The sequence below is a fragment of the Desulfosalsimonas sp. genome, from assembly GCF_055149105.1.
Map to the genome: position 1 here is coordinate 17,067 of NZ_JBSRLA010000043.1, position 17,487 is coordinate 34,553.

Genomic DNA, 17,487 nt, shown 5'->3' on the forward strand with positions numbered 1-17,487 from the left:
ATTCGTGTGCCGGGGATGCAAAAATGAAAAGCGCCAAAACGGTGCGCATCTTCGGTAAAACCGTATTCTTATATGGTAAAGCCCCATCCGTCAAGCCAACAATTGCCGCAGTCTGCCTCAGACTAGTTGACAGCCGGGGCGGAATATGAAAAATAATATATTTCAGATTGAATCTGCCGGCCGAATAATGTTATAGGAGCGGCTTAGTGCAGCTAAAAATTTTCGGCCGGAAACACAACCCAATGTGCCTCAACACCACATGATACGAATCGGAGCATGCAATGTTTGATGCAATACTGATGATGGGCGGACTCGGTCTGGTAACCGGTGTTGCCCTGGCCCTGGCTTCCAAGATTTTTTACGTTTATGTGGACCCCCTTGTACTGAAAGTCGACGACCTGCTGCCGGGGGCCAATTGCGGCGGCTGCGGATATCCCGGCTGCGGCCCGAATGCCGAGGCCATTGTTGCCGGCCAATCGCCGCCGGATTCCTGCGTGGCCGGCGGAGCAGACCTGGCCGAGGCCATTGCTGCGGTTCTGGGCATGACCATCGAGGCCAAGGAACCCGACATCGCTCTGCCCGGCTGCACCTACGGCCCTTCTGAGGCCGCCATCAAGTACGATTACCAGGGATTGAGCAACTGCCAGGCCGCGGCCCTGCTATACGGCGGAATGAAAGTATGCCGCATCGGCTGCCTGGGCCTGGGTTCCTGCATGCATGCCTGTCCGTTTGACGCCATCAGCATGAGCGACCGCGGTCTTCCGGTGGTGGATGAAGAAAAGTGCACCGGCTGCGGAACCTGCGAACGGGTTTGTCCCAAGCACATCATCAAGCTTTCCTCCGTGACCCGCCGAATTCTGCGGGAATACACCACGGACGACTGCACCACCCCGTGTCAGCGAATGTGTCCGGCCGGAATCAATATCAGTGACTATATAGAGCGTGTCTCCCGGGGAGATTATTCCGGGGCCGTGCAGATCATCAAGGAACGAAACCCGTTTCCCACGGTTATCGGCCGCATCTGCCCGCGGCCCTGCGAGGACGCATGCCGCCGAAACCTTATTGACGAACCCGTGGCCATCAATTATCTGAAACGCTATGCTGCGGACGTGGAAATGGAGCAGCAGAAACACTCCCAGCCCTATTGCGCGCCCGGCACCGGACGGCAAACCGCGGTGATCGGCGGCGGGGTGGAGGGCCTGTCCGCAGCGTTTTTCACCGCACGCCTGGGCCACAGCCCCACGGTTTTCGAGGCATCTGATAACCTGGGCGGGCTTTTGCGCACCGCCATTGCCGGCTACCGCCTGCCGCGCACCGTGCTGGACTGGGATATCCAGGGGGTCGCCGAACTGGGCGTTTCCTTTAAAACCGGCATGACCATGGGCCGGGACTTCACTCTTGCATCTTTGCTCAAACAGGATTATGAGGCCGTGCTGCTGGCTTCCGGCGGATGGGACAGCCGCCTGGAACGCGGTACATCGACCCGGGCCGAAGAGCCGATACCCGGCGTATTTCTGTTAATCGAACTGCTGCGCTCCGGGCTCGACAACAAGTACCAGATCCCGGTCACCGCTGATGTGGTCATTGCCGGCGGTGCGCCCCTGGCGGAAAAAGCGGTTCACACCTGCAAGCACCTGGGAGCGGAAAACATCACCCTGGTATTCAATGAATCCCGGGAAAAAACCGATCTCTCAGATGAACAAATTCAAAAGCTGGAAAAAGCCGGGGCTGAAATTGTTTTCAACGCCGCCATCACCCGGCTCACAGGACTGGAAAACCGCCTGGAATCCATTGAATACACAGACACCCGCTCCGGCCAGAGCTTTGTGACATCCGCCCAAACGCTTGTCATCGATGCCGGCCGCCTGCCGGAGATGATTTTCCGAAAAACCCCGCAGCCGGAGCAGGATGAATCCGCGCCTGAACCGGATCCAAACGCACCAGTACAATGGGAAGGCATTCAGCCCTACAAAAACCCGATCTACAGCGAGGAAAAAGGTCTGCTGTCGAAAAATGACCCCATTACCGACTACAGCGCGGCCATCCGTGCCATTGCCGGCGGGCGGCGGGCTGCGTCCTCTGTGCACAAAATCATGTACAACATGGACCTGGGGCTGGCCGAAAAGGTGATTTCCGCGGGTTCAATACTGCAGACCGTCACGCACATTGAAAATGCGGAAAAATCCCCCCGGCATATCATGCCCGCCTGCGACCCCTCGGAGGTTCCGGGGAAATACCCGGAAGTGGAACTGGGGTACTCGGAAACAGACGCCCGGGCCGAAGCAGACCGGTGCCTGCGCTGCGGGATTATCTGCTACAAGGATTAAACATGGCCAGGGAAACAGGAGTGGTCACTCAGATAAAAGGGGCAAACGCCCTTGTCAAAACCCAGCGGGCCGCGGCCTGTGACGGGTGTTCGGAAAAAAGCACGTGTCACAGCTTCGGCGGAAGCCGGGAAATGGAAATCGAGGCCCTCAACCCGGCAAAAGCCTCGGTGGGCGATACAGTGACCATCGAATTCGGCACCGGCGGGATGCTCAAGCTTTCTCTGCTGCTTTATATCTTTCCCATTGCCGCCCTTCTGGCCGGGGCGATCATTGGCAATCAGACGGCTTCCGCCTTTGGGGTGGATGCTTCCATATTTTCGGCTGCAGTGGGATTTACCGCATTGTTTGCATCCCTGGCAGTGCTGGTGAAACTGGAAAAAAAGGCCAGGCAGTCCGACCGTTACAAGCCCAGCATCATCGCGGTAAAACGCAAAGCCGAGCATCAGGCTGCGGCCAAATGCGAACACTGCCCGTAAATCGTTGTTTTGGATAACGGCCGCGCTTTTACCTGCCCATGATTTTTTCCAAAATCAGGCGCGTGACCAGATATGTGGGCTTGATGCCCTCTTCTCCCATACTGCCCGAAGCCAGGGTCTGCCCGCTTTTCAATGGATTGTCAGAGGCATAATAGGCATACATCACCTTGAGGTCCGAAGACACGTGCCCCCGAATAAAGGCCGCGTTAATGGCCCGCTGGTAATGACCGCCCTCCATTTCCAGGCCCACGGCCTTCCATGACGAATCCTGGAATTTTTTAAGCACGTAGCGGTTCTGCAGGGAAGTACCCAGCACGGTAATGATGGGGCCGGTATAGATTTGCACGGAATCATCATCAAAATCCGCCTCGGTCAGATCATTGCAGATCATGTAATTATGCGGGGTGCCTTCGAGCACATGGGCGGTGGCCAGCATGATATCGCCCTTTTGCCCGGGCAGAATGCCGGCCTTGCCGATCACGGAAACCGACCTGGCATTGAGGGCGCACTGCTCTCCGTTTTCTTCCCAGGGATAAAGCAGTTCATCAAGGATTTCAAAAGCCTGTTCACCGAACGCATAATCCATCACCAGGATCACGGGTTGTTGTTTTTCGATATAATCGGCATCCAGGGCAATGGCCGGATGCCTGGGCAACCGGGCCATTGCGGGTGCGTCAATGATCCTGCAGTCGATCTGGGAACCACTGTCATCGGGCAGCATGTGGCATCCGTGTTTTGTGGCAAACGCTTCCACCTGGGCTGTTTGATCCCGAATGGTGCGGATAAAGTCGTATAAATCCGGATCATCGGCAACCCGCTCTTTTTGGCCCACAGCGGCATACCCATACAGCAAATTGACCACACTGTGCTGATTGGCGCTGATGATATGCAGGGGGCGTTTTTCCAGGCCGATATCACAAAGGGATTTTTTGATATTGGCCGCCCAGTTGCGCGCATGGGTCCGGTTTAATATCTGGGCGCTCAATGAGGGCGGAAAATGGACGGTCACGGCATTGTCCAAACTCTGCACTTCCTCGTCCACGCACTTTCCCATGCTGTGGACAATCTGAAACAGGCCGCTGTTGGAATTGGACCGGCTGCGGCTTTTCTCAAGGTTTGCGTAAGTGTCCTTGGTTTCATCAAAGGTCCGGCCCAAAAGCAGGCTCAGGTTCCACAATGCCTGATCCAGGTCTCTTCCGCAAATGTCATCAATGCAGTCCGCATGCTTTTCCAGTTCCCGCCACTCGGTGGTGATATTGCCGTAGTCATCGCGCATCTTGCTCTGCACCTTTTTGGCCTCCACATGCAGAAACGTAATATGGGTCATGATGTCGTAAATCTCGCTTTGTCCCCGGGTGATGACAAAACTCATCTCTGTTGGACTGATGCGAAATGAAATCCGCCGCCGTTTCAGGGGCTGAATTTTTTCAAAACTGGCATCCGCTGCATCCTGGCGTCCTGTCATTACAATGCGGTGGCAGGCCTCAATGCCCCTTGGCAGGCGGTCAATAACGTATTCCAGCCCTTTTAACTCAATTGTGCGGGAATCGCTGATGGACCCGTAAATCTCCGGGCTCAGGGTTCGCAGGGCGCTTTCCAGCGTGCTTCCGGTGCGGCCGCCCATGCGGTAATAGCCCCGCAGCAGAGCCGCATCTGCGATGGTTTTGAAGGTTCGTATGGCCAGCCGCGATTTATCGGCCAGGGAATAATCCATGTAAGTGTTGCTCTCCAGGGTCATGCTTTCTCCGGGATGATTAAAGGGGGTAGGTGTAAATTTTGTTTTCAAAATTATACACGATCAACTCTTTTTCCGAGCGCTTGATCACATGCTCGGGCAAAAGCGGCACCTTTCCCCCGCCGCCGGGCAGATCGATCATGTATTGGGGTATGCCCATTCCGCCGATACGCCCGCGCAGGGACTCGATAACGGAAAGACCGACTTTTGCAGGCACCCGGAAATGGGCCGTGCCCCGGATGGGGTCCGGATGGTGCAGATAATAGGGGCGAATCCGGGCGGTGAGCAGTTTGCGCATCAGGTCGGTCATGATCGCGGGCGAATCATTGACACCGGCCAGCAGCACGGTCTGGGATCCCAGGGGAATGCCGGCATCGGCCAGCAGCGCGCAGGCGCTCCGGGCGGCAGGGGTGAGTTCATCGGGATGATTGAACTGGATATTGACAAAAAGGGGATGAAACCGGGCCAGCCCCCGGGCGAGATCCAAAGTGATGCGCCGGGGAAGCATCCCGGGCATGCGGGTATGAATCCGGAGGCATTCCACATGGCGGATACTGCGGATACGCGCCAGGATGGAAAAAAGCCGGTCATCTTCGAGCATCAATGGATCGCCGCCCGAAAGGATCACTTCCTTTACCCCGGGCGTGCGGGCGATATAGTCCAGCCCCGCCTCTATGGTCTCCGGGCTGACCGGAGCCCGGCCGCCGACCTCTCGCTTGCGCATGCAATGCCGGCAGTATACGGCGCATTGGCCCGAAACCAGAAACAATACCCGATCCGGATACCGGTGAACAATGCCCGGCACCGGGGACTGCTTTTGCTCACACAGCGGGTCGGCATCTGCCAGCGATGTTTCTTCCAGTTCGGCCGGATCCGGCACCAGCTGCCGGAAAACCGCCCGGCTTCCGCCGGCGATAAGCCCGAGGGCATAGGCATTGATGCGGGCGGGATATTGATCCATCACCCGGCTGACAAGATGTTCATTGACATTGAGATGCGCGGCCAGGTCTCTGGCCCTGCAAAGGCTCCGGGAAATCATTTCCTGCCAGGACAAACCGGGGGATGCAAGCGTCATTCAGCTAAGCCCCGGCCCGTGGATCCGGGCTCCGCAGTCCGGACATTGATTGTTTTCCACCCGGTTTTCCGCCACTGCAAAACCTCTTCTGGAAATCACGAAAGCATGGCATTTCGGACAAAACGTATTCTCAAAGGCCTCTCCGGGAACATTTCCGGTATAGACATATTTCAGGCCCGCATCCATGCCGATTTGCCTTGCTTTTCGAAGGGTTTCCACGGGTGTGGACGGCCGGTCAGTCAACCGGTACGTGGGATGAAACCGGCTGATGTGCCAGGGGGTCTGAGTCCCCAGTTCGTCTGCGATAAACCCGGCCAGATCCTTTAACTCCGCGTCTGCGTCGTTTAACCCCGGAATCAGCAAAGTGGTGATCTCCAGAAACACACCGTTTTCCCGAAGTTTTTTCAGGGTTGTGAGCACATGCCGGAGCCTGGCCGAGCAGTATTTTTTGTAAAACTCCTCTGTAAAAGCCTTTAAATCCACATTGGCCGCATCCAGATACGGACTGATCATATCAACGGCCTCGGGGGTCATGTAGCCGTTGGTGACAAACACGTTGGCAATGTTTTTTTCCCGTGCCTGCCGGGCCACTTCCAGGGCGAGTTCAAAAAAAACCGTGGGTTCCGTATAGGTATAAGCAATGGAGCGACTTCCCGTAAGCTCGGCCTCCTCCACAATCTGTTGAGGGCTTAAGGCCTTGCCCATGATCCGGCCCTGGTAATCTGTGGCCATATGCGCGATATCGGCGTTCTGACAGAATTTGCACCGGAAATTGCAGCCCACGGTGCCGATGGAGTAAACCAGGCTGCCGGGATAAAAATGAAACAGCGGCTTTTTTTCTATCGGGTCCACGTGCCTGGCAATGATCCGGTCATAAACCAGGGTGACAAGGGTTCCCCCCTGATTTTCCCGGACATTGCAAATGCCCCTGGCCCCATCCTTGATGGAGCACCGGTGGTGACACAAATTGCAGACCACCTTGCTGTCGCCTGCGTGGTCATATAACAGCGCTTCCATAATTTATCTTCCTCCTGAAACCTGCATTAGATTGCTTCCTTATAAATTCTGGTAGCGCGGTTTGTAAATGTCAATTTTGGATTTTTTGATTGCCGTAGTCCCTGGACCAGCCGGCTACCTGTTCATTGGATGCGGCGATCTGATTAACCTTGCATCTCAATGTCAGGGGCGAAACCTGGAACCTTGGAACCGGATCGGCCACAATACCCGCAAAACCGCCAAACGGGCTGTATTGAACAAGCCGCAGGGACTCCAGCCGATTCAGCACGACTGATACCGCAACCGGAAACTGTAAAACAGTGCGCCAGTGCACCGGCACCTGGCCAAGCATGGTGTAAAAGGCCCGGCGAACCTCGCTGATACTCAAAAAACGGGCCCGGGAATAAACCGAGTTTCTGAACAACCGTGCCATTCGGCAACGCAGCGCGTAACCGGAATGCCGGTTTAAAATACCCACAAACACCCGGTCTTTGGCCACCCGGCAGGCCTCTTCCAGGGCACGCCCCGGGTCGTCGCAAAACTCCAGGGTCAGAAACAAAATTGCATAATGAAAGGAATTGTCTGCAAACGGCAGGTCTTCAGCATATCCCTGGTACAAATCCACCGGATTTCCGAGGCGCTGACCGGCATAGTCGAGCATGGCGGGCGAAGGGTCAATGCCGGTGAGTTCAATGCCTTTGTTTAAAAACGACTCCAGACTGGCGCCGGTTCCGCAGCCGATATCCAGCAGGCGCCGGACCGGCACAGGACGCAGCATCTCCATCATCACGCGGGTTTCAAGTTCCAGGACCCTGCGATTTTTTTCCATTGCCAGCCATTTTTCGTAACGGGCCGCATCCTGATGATCAAACACATAGCTCATGGGGCTCTTTTATGGAAAAATCGATAAAATCGCAATACCCTTTCACTCTCCGGGCCGCGGTTAGATCATGGAATTGAACCGAATACCCACCCCATCGGCGCTGGTGCGGGCGATTTCCCCGTTAAACTTGACATTTCGGGTGCTGTTGGGGTGGGCAAACGACAGGGTTACCTCCTGGCCCCGGCCAAGCCGCTTGAGGTCTGATTCCAGGATTTCCACAAAAGCGCCGCCCTGGCTGACATTTTTCATGTTTCCGGCAAAAACCTTGCCGCCTGCGGAAAACTGTACGGATTCGGCATGAGGCTGCCGCAGAAATCTGCGCCTGGCGGAATTTTTCCGTGACTTTAATTCCGCAGCCAGATCCCGCTGATTTTCCGGCGGCAGACTCAATACCAACATCACCAGTTCGGCTGCCAGAGGAGACAGCCGATAATCCTTCTTCAGTTTTTCAAACTCACCCATGGCTCTGCCCTCTCTTATATGATTTGGACTTTGTTTATCTTTTCCACCTGGTTTTATTATTGTTATTCTTTTACCCGATTGCAACCGGCAAATCCAATCTTTTTCCGGCAATGCCCGGAAATAAACAAACAGAGATCAAGGCGCCCGGCCATCATGCAAAAAACCTTTCCCCCATCTTGCCTCAAAAGATGCCCCGGGGCCCACCCGGCCGGAAAAAAACTTGATTCCCGCAGCGATCCGTGTGAATTTTCCGAAATCAGAAAAAAACAAAAACAACACCCGCCAAAGCCGGGTTACGGATTTGAAAAGGAAAGGATAAAACAGCCCCATGACAAGCCTGGAACCCAAAATCACCCCGAAGCATTATCATCTGCGCCTGCAGCCGGATCTGAAGCGCCTGGATTTTTCAGCCATAGTAACCCTTCAGGCCGTGGCCGAACAATCTGTTGATGTTATTGAACTCGACGCCCTTGACCTGGCTGCCTGGTCCTGCCGGGTCCGCACAGATGAAAAGTGGAGCACATGCCGGTTTTGCGTTGACCCCGCCCTGGAAAAAATCCGCATCCACCTGCCGGAAAAAATCTTTGGTGAAATCGAAATCCAGATTGATTATTACGGCCGGATCAACTCTCAGATGGCGGGATTTTACCACAGTACCTACCGGCATGCAGGCGGCAGCGAAAAAATCGCGGTCACCCAGTTCCAGGAGTCAGACGCCCGCCGGGCCATTGCCTGCATGGACCATCCCCTTTACAAGGCGGATTTCACCATTGAAATGATTGTTGACAAGGAAATAACCGCCATTTCCAACATGCCCCCTGCCTCCGAGAACCCGGAGCCAGGAGGCCGGAAACGGGTCATTTTTGAAACCACGCCGGTGATGTCCACCTACCTTGTGTTTTTCGGCATGGGCCGGTTTTCCGTGATCACCGATGAACTCGACCGGCGGGTGCGGGCCGCGGTGCTGCCCGGCATGGCGGAAAATGTGCGCTACGGGCTGGCCTTTGCCAGAAAGGCCTTGAAATACTGCGAGACCTGCTTTGCTTCGCCCTACCCGCTGCCCAAGCTGGATCTGATCGCAGTGCCCGACTTTGCCTTCGGGGCCATGGAAAACTGGGGGGCGATTACCTTCCGGGAAAACCTGCTGCTGTTTGATCCGGCCAACACGGCGGTAGACGGTGAAGAACGGATCTGCGAGGTCATTGCCCATGAAATCGTCCACCAGTGGTTCGGCAACCTGGTGACCCCGGCGGACTGGAAATTTTTGTGGCTCAATGAAAGCTTTGCCACGTTTTACGGATACCAGGTGGTGGATGCCCATCACCCGGACTGGCAGGTCTGGGAGGAGTTCGTGGAATCCCAGAGCGCAGCGGCCTTAAACCGTGACAGCCTTCGGGAGACCAGTGCCATTGAAATCTCCGGGGGAAGCCATGTGGTGATCAACAGCGCCACCGCCCCGATCATCTATTCCAAGGGCGCCAGCATCCTGCGCCAGATCCGCGGCTACATGGGCGAAAACGAGTTTGAAGCCGGCCTGCACCGCTACCTAGCCGGCCATTCCGGCGGATGTGCGGGCAGCAGCGACATGTGGACGGCCATGGAATCCGCATCCGGAAAACCCATCAGACAAATCATGGAACAATGGGTCCTGCAGCCGGGCCATCCCCTGATCACGGCCAAACAGACAAACGGCCGTCTGCACCTGTCCCAGAAGCGGTTTTCCTACCTGCCGGCAACCGGCGCCCAAAACCAGACATGGCCTGTTGCCTTAATCATCCGGTGGTTTGACAAGTCCGGGGCCGACCGCACGACCACGGCCCTAATGGAAGCCCCGGAGATGGAAATGGAAATGGATCGCGATGTCTATGCTTATAAAATCAATGATCTGCAGACTGGATTCTACCGCACCCGTTATAAAGACACCCAAAACATGGACCGGCTGGCGGCCATGTCCGCGGCCAAAACCCTGCCGGCCATTGACCGCTGGGGCCTGGAAAACGACCTGTTTGCCCTCATGATTGCCGGAGATACGGATCTGCCCGCATACCTGGATTTTCTGGAGAAAACCGGAACCGACACAGACCCCCTGCCCCTGTCCGCCAAAATGGGCCATCTTCACGACCTGATGATTGCCGCTGACGGATCCGCCGGACAGGCCGTGATTTCTGCCGCAACCCGGTATATGCGCCAAGCCTTTGATACCCTGGGCTGCCGCCCGGAAAAAGACGAGCCCCACGGAAGGCTGCGGGTCAGAAACAATCTTTTCTGGCACGCGGCCGTGCTCGGGGTTTCCGGGCCGGTATCAACCGCCGCCAGCGAATTTGAAAACCTCCGGGACCAGGGCCGGGTTCATCCCGACATTCTGCGGGGGGTGATGCAGGCAGCGGCCTGGCAGGGGGATGAAAAAACCTTTGCATGGATTGTGGAGCGCATGGAAAACACGGATTCCGAGCAGGACCGGCTCAACTGCCTTCGGGCTTTGGGATGCTTCCGCCGCCCGGAGCTTGTTGAAAAGGCCCTGGCCCTTGTCCTTGACCGCGTGCCGGATAAAAACAAGTTCGTGCCCGTGGCCCAGATGGCCCGCAATCCGGCGGCCATCCCCCTGCTCTGGGACTGGTATACAGGAGCGGAAAAAATTTTAAACAATATCCATCCCATCATCCACGAACGCATCATCACATCCGTGGTGCCGGCAGGGGGTCTGGAGCACGCAGATGCCGTGGTTGAGCATTTCAATCAACGCATGGCCGAAAATCCGCCGGCGGCAGACGCCATTGCAATGGCTTTGGAAAAACTCGAAGTCAACCTTCAGATCCGGCGGCAGGCGGCTGCATCATTTGCCTGACCCTGTGGGCCGCCCGGTGCATGTCATCTAAAATCATGTAAAAACAGGGCACCAGGATCAGGGTCACGAGGGTGGCAAAAAGCACCCCGAATCCCAGGCTGATGGCCATGGGAATCAAAAACCGCGCCTGGAGACTTTTTTCCAGCAGCATGGGGGTAAGGCCCCCAAAAGTGGTCAACGAGGTAAGAATCACGGCCCGGAAACGCACCTTTCCGCCCTGGATCACCGCCTCGTGCACTTCAAGGCCGTCTGTGCGAAAATATTCATTGATCCGGTGAACCAGGACCAGGGAATCATTGACCACAACCCCGGCCAGGCCCACCATGCCGAAAAGGCTGATCACGCTGATGTCAAACCCCATGAGCAGGTGGCCCATGGCTGCGCCCACCATGCCGAAGGGAATGGCCAGCATGACCATAAACGGCTGGGTAAAGGAGCGAAACGGCACGGCCAGCAGGGCGTAAATGCAAAACAGGGCAATGATAAAGCCCTTTTGCACATCCGCCAGGGTTTCGGCCTGTTCCTGGCCTTCGCCCTCGATGGTGTACCGCAGGCCCGGGTAACGGTTTTCAAGCCCGGGCAGAAACCGCTCTACCAGGTCAGTGCGAACCTCGTTGGCGTTGGTGATCTTTTCGTTGACATCCGCCATGACCTTGACCACCCGCCTTCGCTGGGCCCGTTCAATGCTGGCATAGCCCTGGTCCATGGTGACCTCCGCCACCTGGGAAAAAGGCACCTCATGGCCGGCAGGGGTCCGGATTCGCATCTGCTCCACATTGTCCAGGGACACCCGATGCGTTTCGGGATAGCGCACCAGGACCTTGACCTCGTTTCTGTCCCTTTGAAACCGCAGGGCCTCTGCCCCGTAAAAGGCATGGCGGACCTGCCGGGCCAGGTCCCGGAGCCTTAAGCCCAGGTTGGCGGCCTCGGGCTTTAAGGCCAGCTGCATTTCCATCTTGCCCGGCAAGAAACTGTCAGTAATGTCAAAAACCCCGGAAAACCGCTCCAGTTCCCTTTTCAGTTCGTCTGCTGCCTCCAGCAGCAGATCGTGATCCGCCATGGACAGATGCACTTCCACGGGGTTGCCCGCGCTGTGGATCTCACTTTTGAACACCAGGGATTCGGCATCCGGGATCCGGCCCACCCGGTCGCGCCACTGATTGTTTAACACAAGGGCGCTGATCTCTCTTTTTTCACCTTCCAGGACCTGAACAAACACATGGGCCAGGTGCCCGCCGGAATCGCCCACACCCCCCCTGTCACCGAACTGGGCGCCGATCACCGATGCGGTATGATCCAGCAGCGGCGGCGCATCGGCCGGCCGATCCGCGTCATGTTCGGCCAGCAGATCCTCTGCGGTTTTCTCCACCTGGCGCACCACTTCAACGGTTCTTTCCATGGGCGTGCCCACGGGCATGGTGATCATGCACTGCAGCACGTCGCCTTCCACCTTGGGGAAAAATACAAACTTGAGCGTGCCCGCAGACCACAGGCCGAACGTGAGCAGCAGTAGCGCAAGGCTTGCGGCAATGGTGGCATAGCGCCACCGGATGCAGGCTTCCACAGCCCGGTGATAGGGCCCGGACACAATCCAGTTGAGCAGCCGGGTCATGCGCTTGGGTTTTTGCCGCCGGCCCGAGGCCCGGCTCCTTGCCAGATGGCAGGGCAGGATCAACAACGATTCCACCAGCGAGCCCAGCAGCACCAGGATCACCACAATGGGAATGTTTCGCATGAAATTGCCCATGGTGCCCCCGGCAGTGAGCAGCGGTGCAAAGGCCACCATGGTGGTGAGAACCGAGAAAATCACGGGCCGGCCAACTTCCAGTGTACCTTCCACGGATGCCGCCAGCCGGCCCATTCCCGCTTCCTGCCTTCGAAACACATTTTCGCCCACGATAATGGCGTCATCCACCACGATACCCAGCACCATAATAAAGGCAAACAGGGAAATCATGTTGATGGAAACATCATTATAGGGCAAAAATATCAGGCCGAATGCAAAACTGATGGGAATGCCAAGGGTCACCCAGAAAGCCAGGCGCACGTTTAAAAACAGGGCCAGAAGCAGGCTGACCAGGATCAGGCCGAAAAACATGTTTTTTCCCAGCAGCTGGATCCGGCTTTTTAAAATCGTGGACATATCCTGGTAGTAGTCAATGCCTGCCCCGTGGGGCAGGCCGGGCCGGATCTGGGCCACATAATCCCTGACCTTTTTGGCCACATCCAGGGCGCTCTGGTCGGCCACCCTGTAGACATTGATAATGGCCGCGGGCTTCCCCTGAAACCGGGAGGCCATGTCCACATCCGCAAACCCCTCCTTGATTTGCGCGATCTGTCCCAGGGTGATCCGGGTCCCGTCTGAACTGGTAATCACCGGAATATCACGGTATTCACCGGCATAATAGCGCCTTCCCTTGGCCCGGATCAGCACCTCGCCTTCTTCGGCCTTAACACTGCCTGCCGGCAAATCCAGGCTGCTCTGCGCCACGGTGTCAGCCACGGATCCCAGTGTCAGGCCGTATTTGCGAAGGGTCTGCTCGGAGATCTCCACATGGATCTCATTGTCCCGCACGGCTGCCACATCCGCCTGGGTCAGGCCGGACAGATTGGTCAGATCGTCTTTTATGCCCTGGGCCAGTTCTTTTAAGGTCAGCTCGGGGATATCGCCGTAAACCGCCACGCTGATCACCTGGATCCGGCGGGTGAGCTCCCGCACCTCCGGCTCCTCGGCTTCATCGGGAAGGGTGGTGATCCGGTCGACCTCGGATTTAACATCATCGAGCAGCTTTTTGATGTCCCAGCCGCTCATGACCTCGATGGTGACCCGTCCCATGCCTTCCATGGCCACGGAATCGATGCGCTTGATGCCCTCGATGCCGGCCACGTTTTCCTCAATGCGCCGGACCACGCCCTCTTCCACCTCCGCCGGCGAGGCCCCTGGGTAGGCCACGGTAACACTGACCCGGTCGAGTTCTGTTTCCGGAAAAATCTCGAGCTTGATGTCCATGGCAATAACAATACCGGCCACCAGGATAAAGAACATCAGCAGGTTGGCGGCCACATGATTGCCGGCAAACCAGGCAATCATGCTTCTCATGACTTGTCCTTTCCGCCGGTTTGAACATCCTGCACCTTCATACCATCTGTGACGGCTTTTAACACAGACACGGCCACATGCTCGCCGGAATTGAGCCCGGAGCGCACCACAGCGCCCCGGGAATCAAGGTGTGCCAGATCAATTTTGCGGATATAGAGCCGGCTTTCTTTTGGATTTACCGCCCAGACAATGTCCTGCTCCCGCAGCGCCGCCCGGGGAATGATTGCCGCATCCCGGATTTTGCGCCCAAATACGGTCACTTCGGCAAACTGACCCGGGGCCAGGGGCGGATTTGTGGCAAAGGGGTCGTCCACGCGGATGACCACGCTGACCATGCGGGTGTTTTCATCGATTTTTCCCTGGGCCCGGACAACACGGCCGTTTCTCACAATTTTTGCACCCGCGGTCCCGGCAGTGACAGCAGCCTGAGAGCCCTGTTTGCGGTCGGTGGTAAAGCCGGGCACATCAAACCACTGAAGTGCGCTGCTCTCCATGGGAACCACGATTTCCACGGCTGCGGTGGCATACACCGTGGCCAGGGACTGGCCCGGGGTAACATACTGGCCCGTATCCGCCTGCTCGCTGCTGACCCGGCAGTCAAACGGGGCATAAATCCGGGTGCGGGCCAAATCCAGACGGGCTCTTTCAAGACCGGCGCGCTGGGCTTCGAGCTGGGCCCGGGCGGCCTCGAGCTGGGGTTTTTTGGCCACAAGGGGCGGAGCCGGGGTATCCGGATGGAGGCTTTGCCATTCACTGACCGCGGCTGCGCTGTCTTCAACCGCACTCTGGTAATTGCTCCTGGCCTGCTGCAGCCCGGCCCGGGCCTGGGTGACGGCAATCTCATAATCCGCATCGTCGATGCGCAGCATGAGCTCATCTTTTTCAAAGCTTCCGCCGTTGACCAGATTCGGCGACACCTCCATGACCTTGCCGCTTACCTGGGGCACAATCTGAACCTCTGCCAGGGGACGGACGGTGCCTTCACCGGAAAGCGTCATGTCCAGATCCCCGATGGAAACCGGCACCGTGCGCACAATGGGCAGCGGAATTTGCACCTCCTGTCTTGCCGGGGCCTGACGGACGGACTTGAGCAACAGGTATCCGGCCGCACCCGCGGCAATAATGGCCAGGGCCAGCACTCCATGAACAATGATTCGGATTTTCTGCGTCATGAATTTTTCCTGTGAAATTGAATTTGGTCCCAGCCCCCGCCCAGGGCCCTGTGCAGCTCCACCCGATTGCGGAAAATGGCGTATTGCGCCTCCACCAGGTCAAGCTGTGCCTGAAAACTGGCCTGTCGGGCATCGAGCACGTTGATATAGGAGACAAGGCCCCGCTGGTAACGATTTTCGGCCGAATCCAGGGTAGCCCCGGCCTCGGAAACAAGGCTTTGCAGCCGTCTGTGCTGCTCGATTAGCTGCTGACGGGATAAAAGCGCATCTTCCACTTCAGCCAAAGCATCCAGCACGGTTTTGGCATAGACCGCCTCCTGCTGCCGGTACCGGGCCAGGGCCTCCTGCTCTGCTGCGGCCCGCCGGCCCGCATCAAACAAGGGCTGGAATGCCCCGGCGGCGATCTGCCAAAGCTGGCTGGCCGGATCCAGCAGGGTGTCGAACTGGTCACTGGTATAACCGAAACTGCCGGTAAGGGTTATCTGCGGCAGCCGGGCGGCTCTGGCCACGCCGATGCGCGCGCAGGCCGCCTCAAGGGCGGCTTCCGCCTCCCGGATATCCGGCCGCTGCTCCAGCAATTGGGCGGGCAGGCCGGCGGGCACCGGGGGCAGGGATGGAAATTTTCCGGCAGGGCCTGGTTTCAGGATTTTTGGATCCGGATACCGCCCCTGCAAAACCGCCAGGGCGTGTGCGGCCTGACCCCGGGTTCGGACCAAAGCCGGCAGCTGCGACCGGGCCCGGGCAAGGGAACGCCTGATCTGGTGAACATCGAGAACCGAAACCAGGCCCCTTTCATAACGTCTTTCCACCAGCTCCCGGTTTTGCTCGTAGGCCGCCACCAGATTCCGGGTCAGTTCGATCTGTTCCCGGAGGGATCGGATCTGCAGATAAAGGTTCACGGTTTCCGCCACCAGCGACTGCACCACTGTGCGGCGGTTTTGTCCGGCAGCCAGCAAATCTGCCCGGGCCGCCTCGGATGCACGGGCCAGCCGACCCCACAGATCCAGCTCAAAACTGGCAGGCATGGAAAGGGAATAGGTATCTGTCTCCACAGACACCCGCTGACCGGAAAAAGGTTCCACGACATTTTGCTGCTGGCGGGAACGGCTGGCATTGAAATCCAGGGACGGATAGCGGTCCGCCCCAATCCGGGTCACGGCCGCCCGGGCCTCCATGACCCTGGCGGCAGCCCGGACAATGTCAGGATTGTGAAACACCACCTGCATGACCGCCTGGTTCAGATATGGATCATCAAAAGCCTCCCACCACCGGTGCAAATCCGCAGGTACTGCAGTTTGTTCGCCGGTATCCGACAAAAAGCGCTCCGGCATTTCCATGCCCGGATCGGGCCGTGTATAATCCGGTCCCACTCGCATGCAGCCCGGGCCGCAAAACCCAAAAGCCAGCGCGCATGCCAGCAGGCATAACAAAACCCGGTTCATTTACTTCTCCTGGTTTAAGGCTTGTATACCGTTTAAGCAAAAGGCCGTGATATGGGCCACCAGGTCTGATTTAAAGTCCTGGTCGTATTTCCGGTGCAAAATTTCGGTTACCGCAGGCCGGGCCAGAAAAAAATACAGCACCACGCCCAGCATGCTCAGAATATAAATTTCCAGCTGCTCATCATCTACTTCCCGGTGGAGACAGGCCTGTATCAGTGTTTTGATTTCCCGGATATAGGGCCGCATCACGTTTTCCACAATCATGCCCAGAGCCTGGCCGGAATCAGACAATTCCCGCTGCATGAGCTGGATGTGGTTGCGGCGTTCTTCGTCCGTCCAGGGCCCTTCCAAAAAGGCCCGGGCCATGGCCGCAATCACATCACTTAACCCGGGGGCCTGCAAACCGGCCAGTGCCGCGGCAAAGCTCTGCTGCAACCGCATGGCCCGGCTGGCCCACCGCTCCTGAAAAACGGCCATGTAAAGGCCCTGCTTGCTGACGAAATGATAATTCACCCCGGCCACGTTGCATTCTGCAGCAGCGGTGATCTCCCGGACGCTGGTCCCTGCAAAGCCTTTTTCAGCAAACAGCCGCTCTGCCTGGTCCAGCAGGCGTTTGCGGGTATTGTCTTCCATAGCCGTCATGGGCTTCTCCTGTTGCTCTGCCGACTGAATGCCGGCAGAAAATAATTTAAACACCTGTATAAAACAATCGTTTGAATGTCAAAGAAAAAAAAGCAAACCTGCCCTGCTGTTTATCCGCGAATTCCGGATCACCTGCCGCTGACCGGGAACAGCGGTAAAACGGAAACTTTGTTTACATCTGAAAAAATTCATATTAATTTATTCGATGGCGCCGTAAAAAGTTCAATATCTGTGTTACGCGCGATTTCTCAGAATTTCACGTACGGATAAGTACGCTGCATTCTTCGAAATCGCGCAAGCCTTGATCTTGAACTTTTTACGGCGCCATCTGA

12 protein-coding genes are annotated in these 17,487 nt (G+C 57.0%); 3 read left to right on the plus strand and 9 right to left on the minus strand.

Annotation, left to right across the window (positions count from 1 at the left end; translation table 11 throughout):
- The first annotated feature begins 281 nt into the window (after positions 1 to 281).
- A complete protein-coding gene (locus tag ACTCIA_RS11210) occupies positions 282 to 2,327 on the plus strand; it encodes an RnfABCDGE type electron transport complex subunit B (RefSeq protein ID WP_463001908.1) in 2,046 nt (681 codons plus the stop codon).
- 2 nt (positions 2,328 to 2,329) lie between these two features.
- The gene (locus ACTCIA_RS11215) at positions 2,330 to 2,803 is read left to right on the plus strand and encodes a SoxR reducing system RseC family protein (RefSeq protein WP_463001909.1); all 474 of its coding nucleotides are present in this window, start codon (positions 2,330 to 2,332) and stop codon (positions 2,801 to 2,803) included.
- Positions 2,804 to 2,831: 28 nt separating this feature from the next.
- Here ACTCIA_RS11215 and ACTCIA_RS11220 read toward each other — a convergent pair whose 3' ends face one another.
- The 5 genes from ACTCIA_RS11220 to ACTCIA_RS11240 all read right to left on the minus strand — a co-directional run bounded on the left by ACTCIA_RS11220 (position 2,832) and on the right by ACTCIA_RS11240 (position 7,954).
- Entirely contained in the window at positions 2,832 to 4,541 is a 1,710-nt protein-coding gene (locus tag ACTCIA_RS11220) for a DUF6909 family protein (RefSeq protein WP_463001910.1), read from the minus strand.
- A gap of 16 nt (positions 4,542 to 4,557) precedes the next feature.
- The gene (locus ACTCIA_RS11225; protein WP_463001911.1) at positions 4,558 to 5,613 is read right to left on the minus strand and encodes a KamA family radical SAM protein; all 1,056 of its coding nucleotides are present in this window, start codon (positions 5,611 to 5,613) and stop codon (positions 4,558 to 4,560) included.
- The gene (gene amrS / locus ACTCIA_RS11230; RefSeq protein WP_463001912.1) at positions 5,614 to 6,630 is read right to left on the minus strand and encodes an AmmeMemoRadiSam system radical SAM enzyme; all 1,017 of its coding nucleotides are present in this window, start codon (positions 6,628 to 6,630) and stop codon (positions 5,614 to 5,616) included.
- Between the two features lie 70 nt (positions 6,631 to 6,700).
- Positions 6,701 to 7,492 carry a class I SAM-dependent methyltransferase gene (locus tag ACTCIA_RS11235; protein WP_463001913.1) on the minus strand — a complete coding sequence of 264 codons (792 nt, stop codon included), beginning with the start codon at positions 7,490 to 7,492 and terminating at the stop codon, positions 6,701 to 6,703.
- 60 nt (positions 7,493 to 7,552) lie between these two features.
- Entirely contained in the window at positions 7,553 to 7,954 is a 402-nt protein-coding gene (locus tag ACTCIA_RS11240; RefSeq protein ID WP_463001914.1) for a PilZ domain-containing protein, read from the minus strand.
- A 328-nt stretch (positions 7,955 to 8,282) separates the two neighbouring features.
- Here ACTCIA_RS11240 and ACTCIA_RS11245 point away from each other — a divergent pair, with 328 nt between their 5' ends.
- Positions 8,283 to 10,799, plus strand: coding sequence for a M1 family metallopeptidase (locus ACTCIA_RS11245; protein ID WP_463001915.1), 2,517 nt, complete (start codon positions 8,283 to 8,285; stop codon positions 10,797 to 10,799).
- Here the strand turns inward: ACTCIA_RS11245 and ACTCIA_RS11250 are convergent.
- Genes ACTCIA_RS11250 through ACTCIA_RS11265 form a run of 4 tightly spaced genes read right to left on the minus strand, consistent with a single transcriptional unit; the run spans position 10,756 to position 17,155 of the window.
- Positions 10,756 to 13,899: an efflux RND transporter permease subunit gene (locus ACTCIA_RS11250; RefSeq protein ID WP_463001916.1), complete on the minus strand. Its 3,144-nt coding sequence runs from the start codon at positions 13,897 to 13,899 to the stop codon at positions 10,756 to 10,758. The two genes, ACTCIA_RS11245 and ACTCIA_RS11250, sit on opposite strands and share 44 nt — an antisense overlap.
- Positions 13,896 to 15,071 (minus strand): efflux RND transporter periplasmic adaptor subunit, encoded by a 1,176-nt coding sequence (locus ACTCIA_RS11255; RefSeq protein ID WP_463001917.1) that lies wholly within the window; start codon positions 15,069 to 15,071, stop codon positions 13,896 to 13,898. The genes ACTCIA_RS11250 and ACTCIA_RS11255 overlap by 4 nt, the downstream gene beginning before the upstream one ends.
- The gene (locus tag ACTCIA_RS11260; protein ID WP_463001918.1) at positions 15,068 to 16,513 is read right to left on the minus strand and encodes an efflux transporter outer membrane subunit; all 1,446 of its coding nucleotides are present in this window, start codon (positions 16,511 to 16,513) and stop codon (positions 15,068 to 15,070) included. Before ACTCIA_RS11260 ends, ACTCIA_RS11255 begins: the two co-directional genes overlap by 4 nt.
- Positions 16,514 to 17,155, minus strand: coding sequence for a TetR/AcrR family transcriptional regulator (locus ACTCIA_RS11265; protein WP_463001919.1), 642 nt, complete (start codon positions 17,153 to 17,155; stop codon positions 16,514 to 16,516).
- Positions 17,156 to 17,487: the final 332 nt, after the last annotated feature.

Bases quoted from the DNA above. Each gene is read 5' to 3' on its own strand.
- ACTCIA_RS11250 (WP_463001916.1), bottom strand. From the start codon at position 13,899: ATGAGAAGCATGATTGCCTGGTTTGCCGGCAATCATGTGGCCGCCAAC.
- ACTCIA_RS11245 (WP_463001915.1), top strand. From the start codon at position 8,283: ATGACAAGCCTGGAACCCAAAATCACCCCGAAGCATTATCATCTGCGC.
- amrS (WP_463001912.1), bottom strand. From the start codon at position 6,630: ATGGAAGCGCTGTTATATGACCACGCAGGCGACAGCAAGGTGGTCTGC.
- ACTCIA_RS11235 (WP_463001913.1), bottom strand. From the start codon at position 7,492: ATGAGCTATGTGTTTGATCATCAGGATGCGGCCCGTTACGAAAAATGG.
- ACTCIA_RS11215 (WP_463001909.1), top strand. From the start codon at position 2,330: ATGGCCAGGGAAACAGGAGTGGTCACTCAGATAAAAGGGGCAAACGCC.
- ACTCIA_RS11225 (WP_463001911.1), bottom strand. From the start codon at position 5,613: ATGACGCTTGCATCCCCCGGTTTGTCCTGGCAGGAAATGATTTCCCGG.
- ACTCIA_RS11240 (WP_463001914.1), bottom strand. From the start codon at position 7,954: ATGGGTGAGTTTGAAAAACTGAAGAAGGATTATCGGCTGTCTCCTCTG.
- ACTCIA_RS11210 (WP_463001908.1), top strand. From the start codon at position 282: ATGTTTGATGCAATACTGATGATGGGCGGACTCGGTCTGGTAACCGGT.
- ACTCIA_RS11255 (WP_463001917.1), bottom strand. From the start codon at position 15,071: ATGACGCAGAAAATCCGAATCATTGTTCATGGAGTGCTGGCCCTGGCC.
- ACTCIA_RS11220 (WP_463001910.1), bottom strand. From the start codon at position 4,541: ATGACCCTGGAGAGCAACACTTACATGGATTATTCCCTGGCCGATAAA.
- ACTCIA_RS11265 (WP_463001919.1), bottom strand. From the start codon at position 17,155: ATGACGGCTATGGAAGACAATACCCGCAAACGCCTGCTGGACCAGGCA.
- ACTCIA_RS11260 (WP_463001918.1), bottom strand. From the start codon at position 16,513: ATGAACCGGGTTTTGTTATGCCTGCTGGCATGCGCGCTGGCTTTTGGG.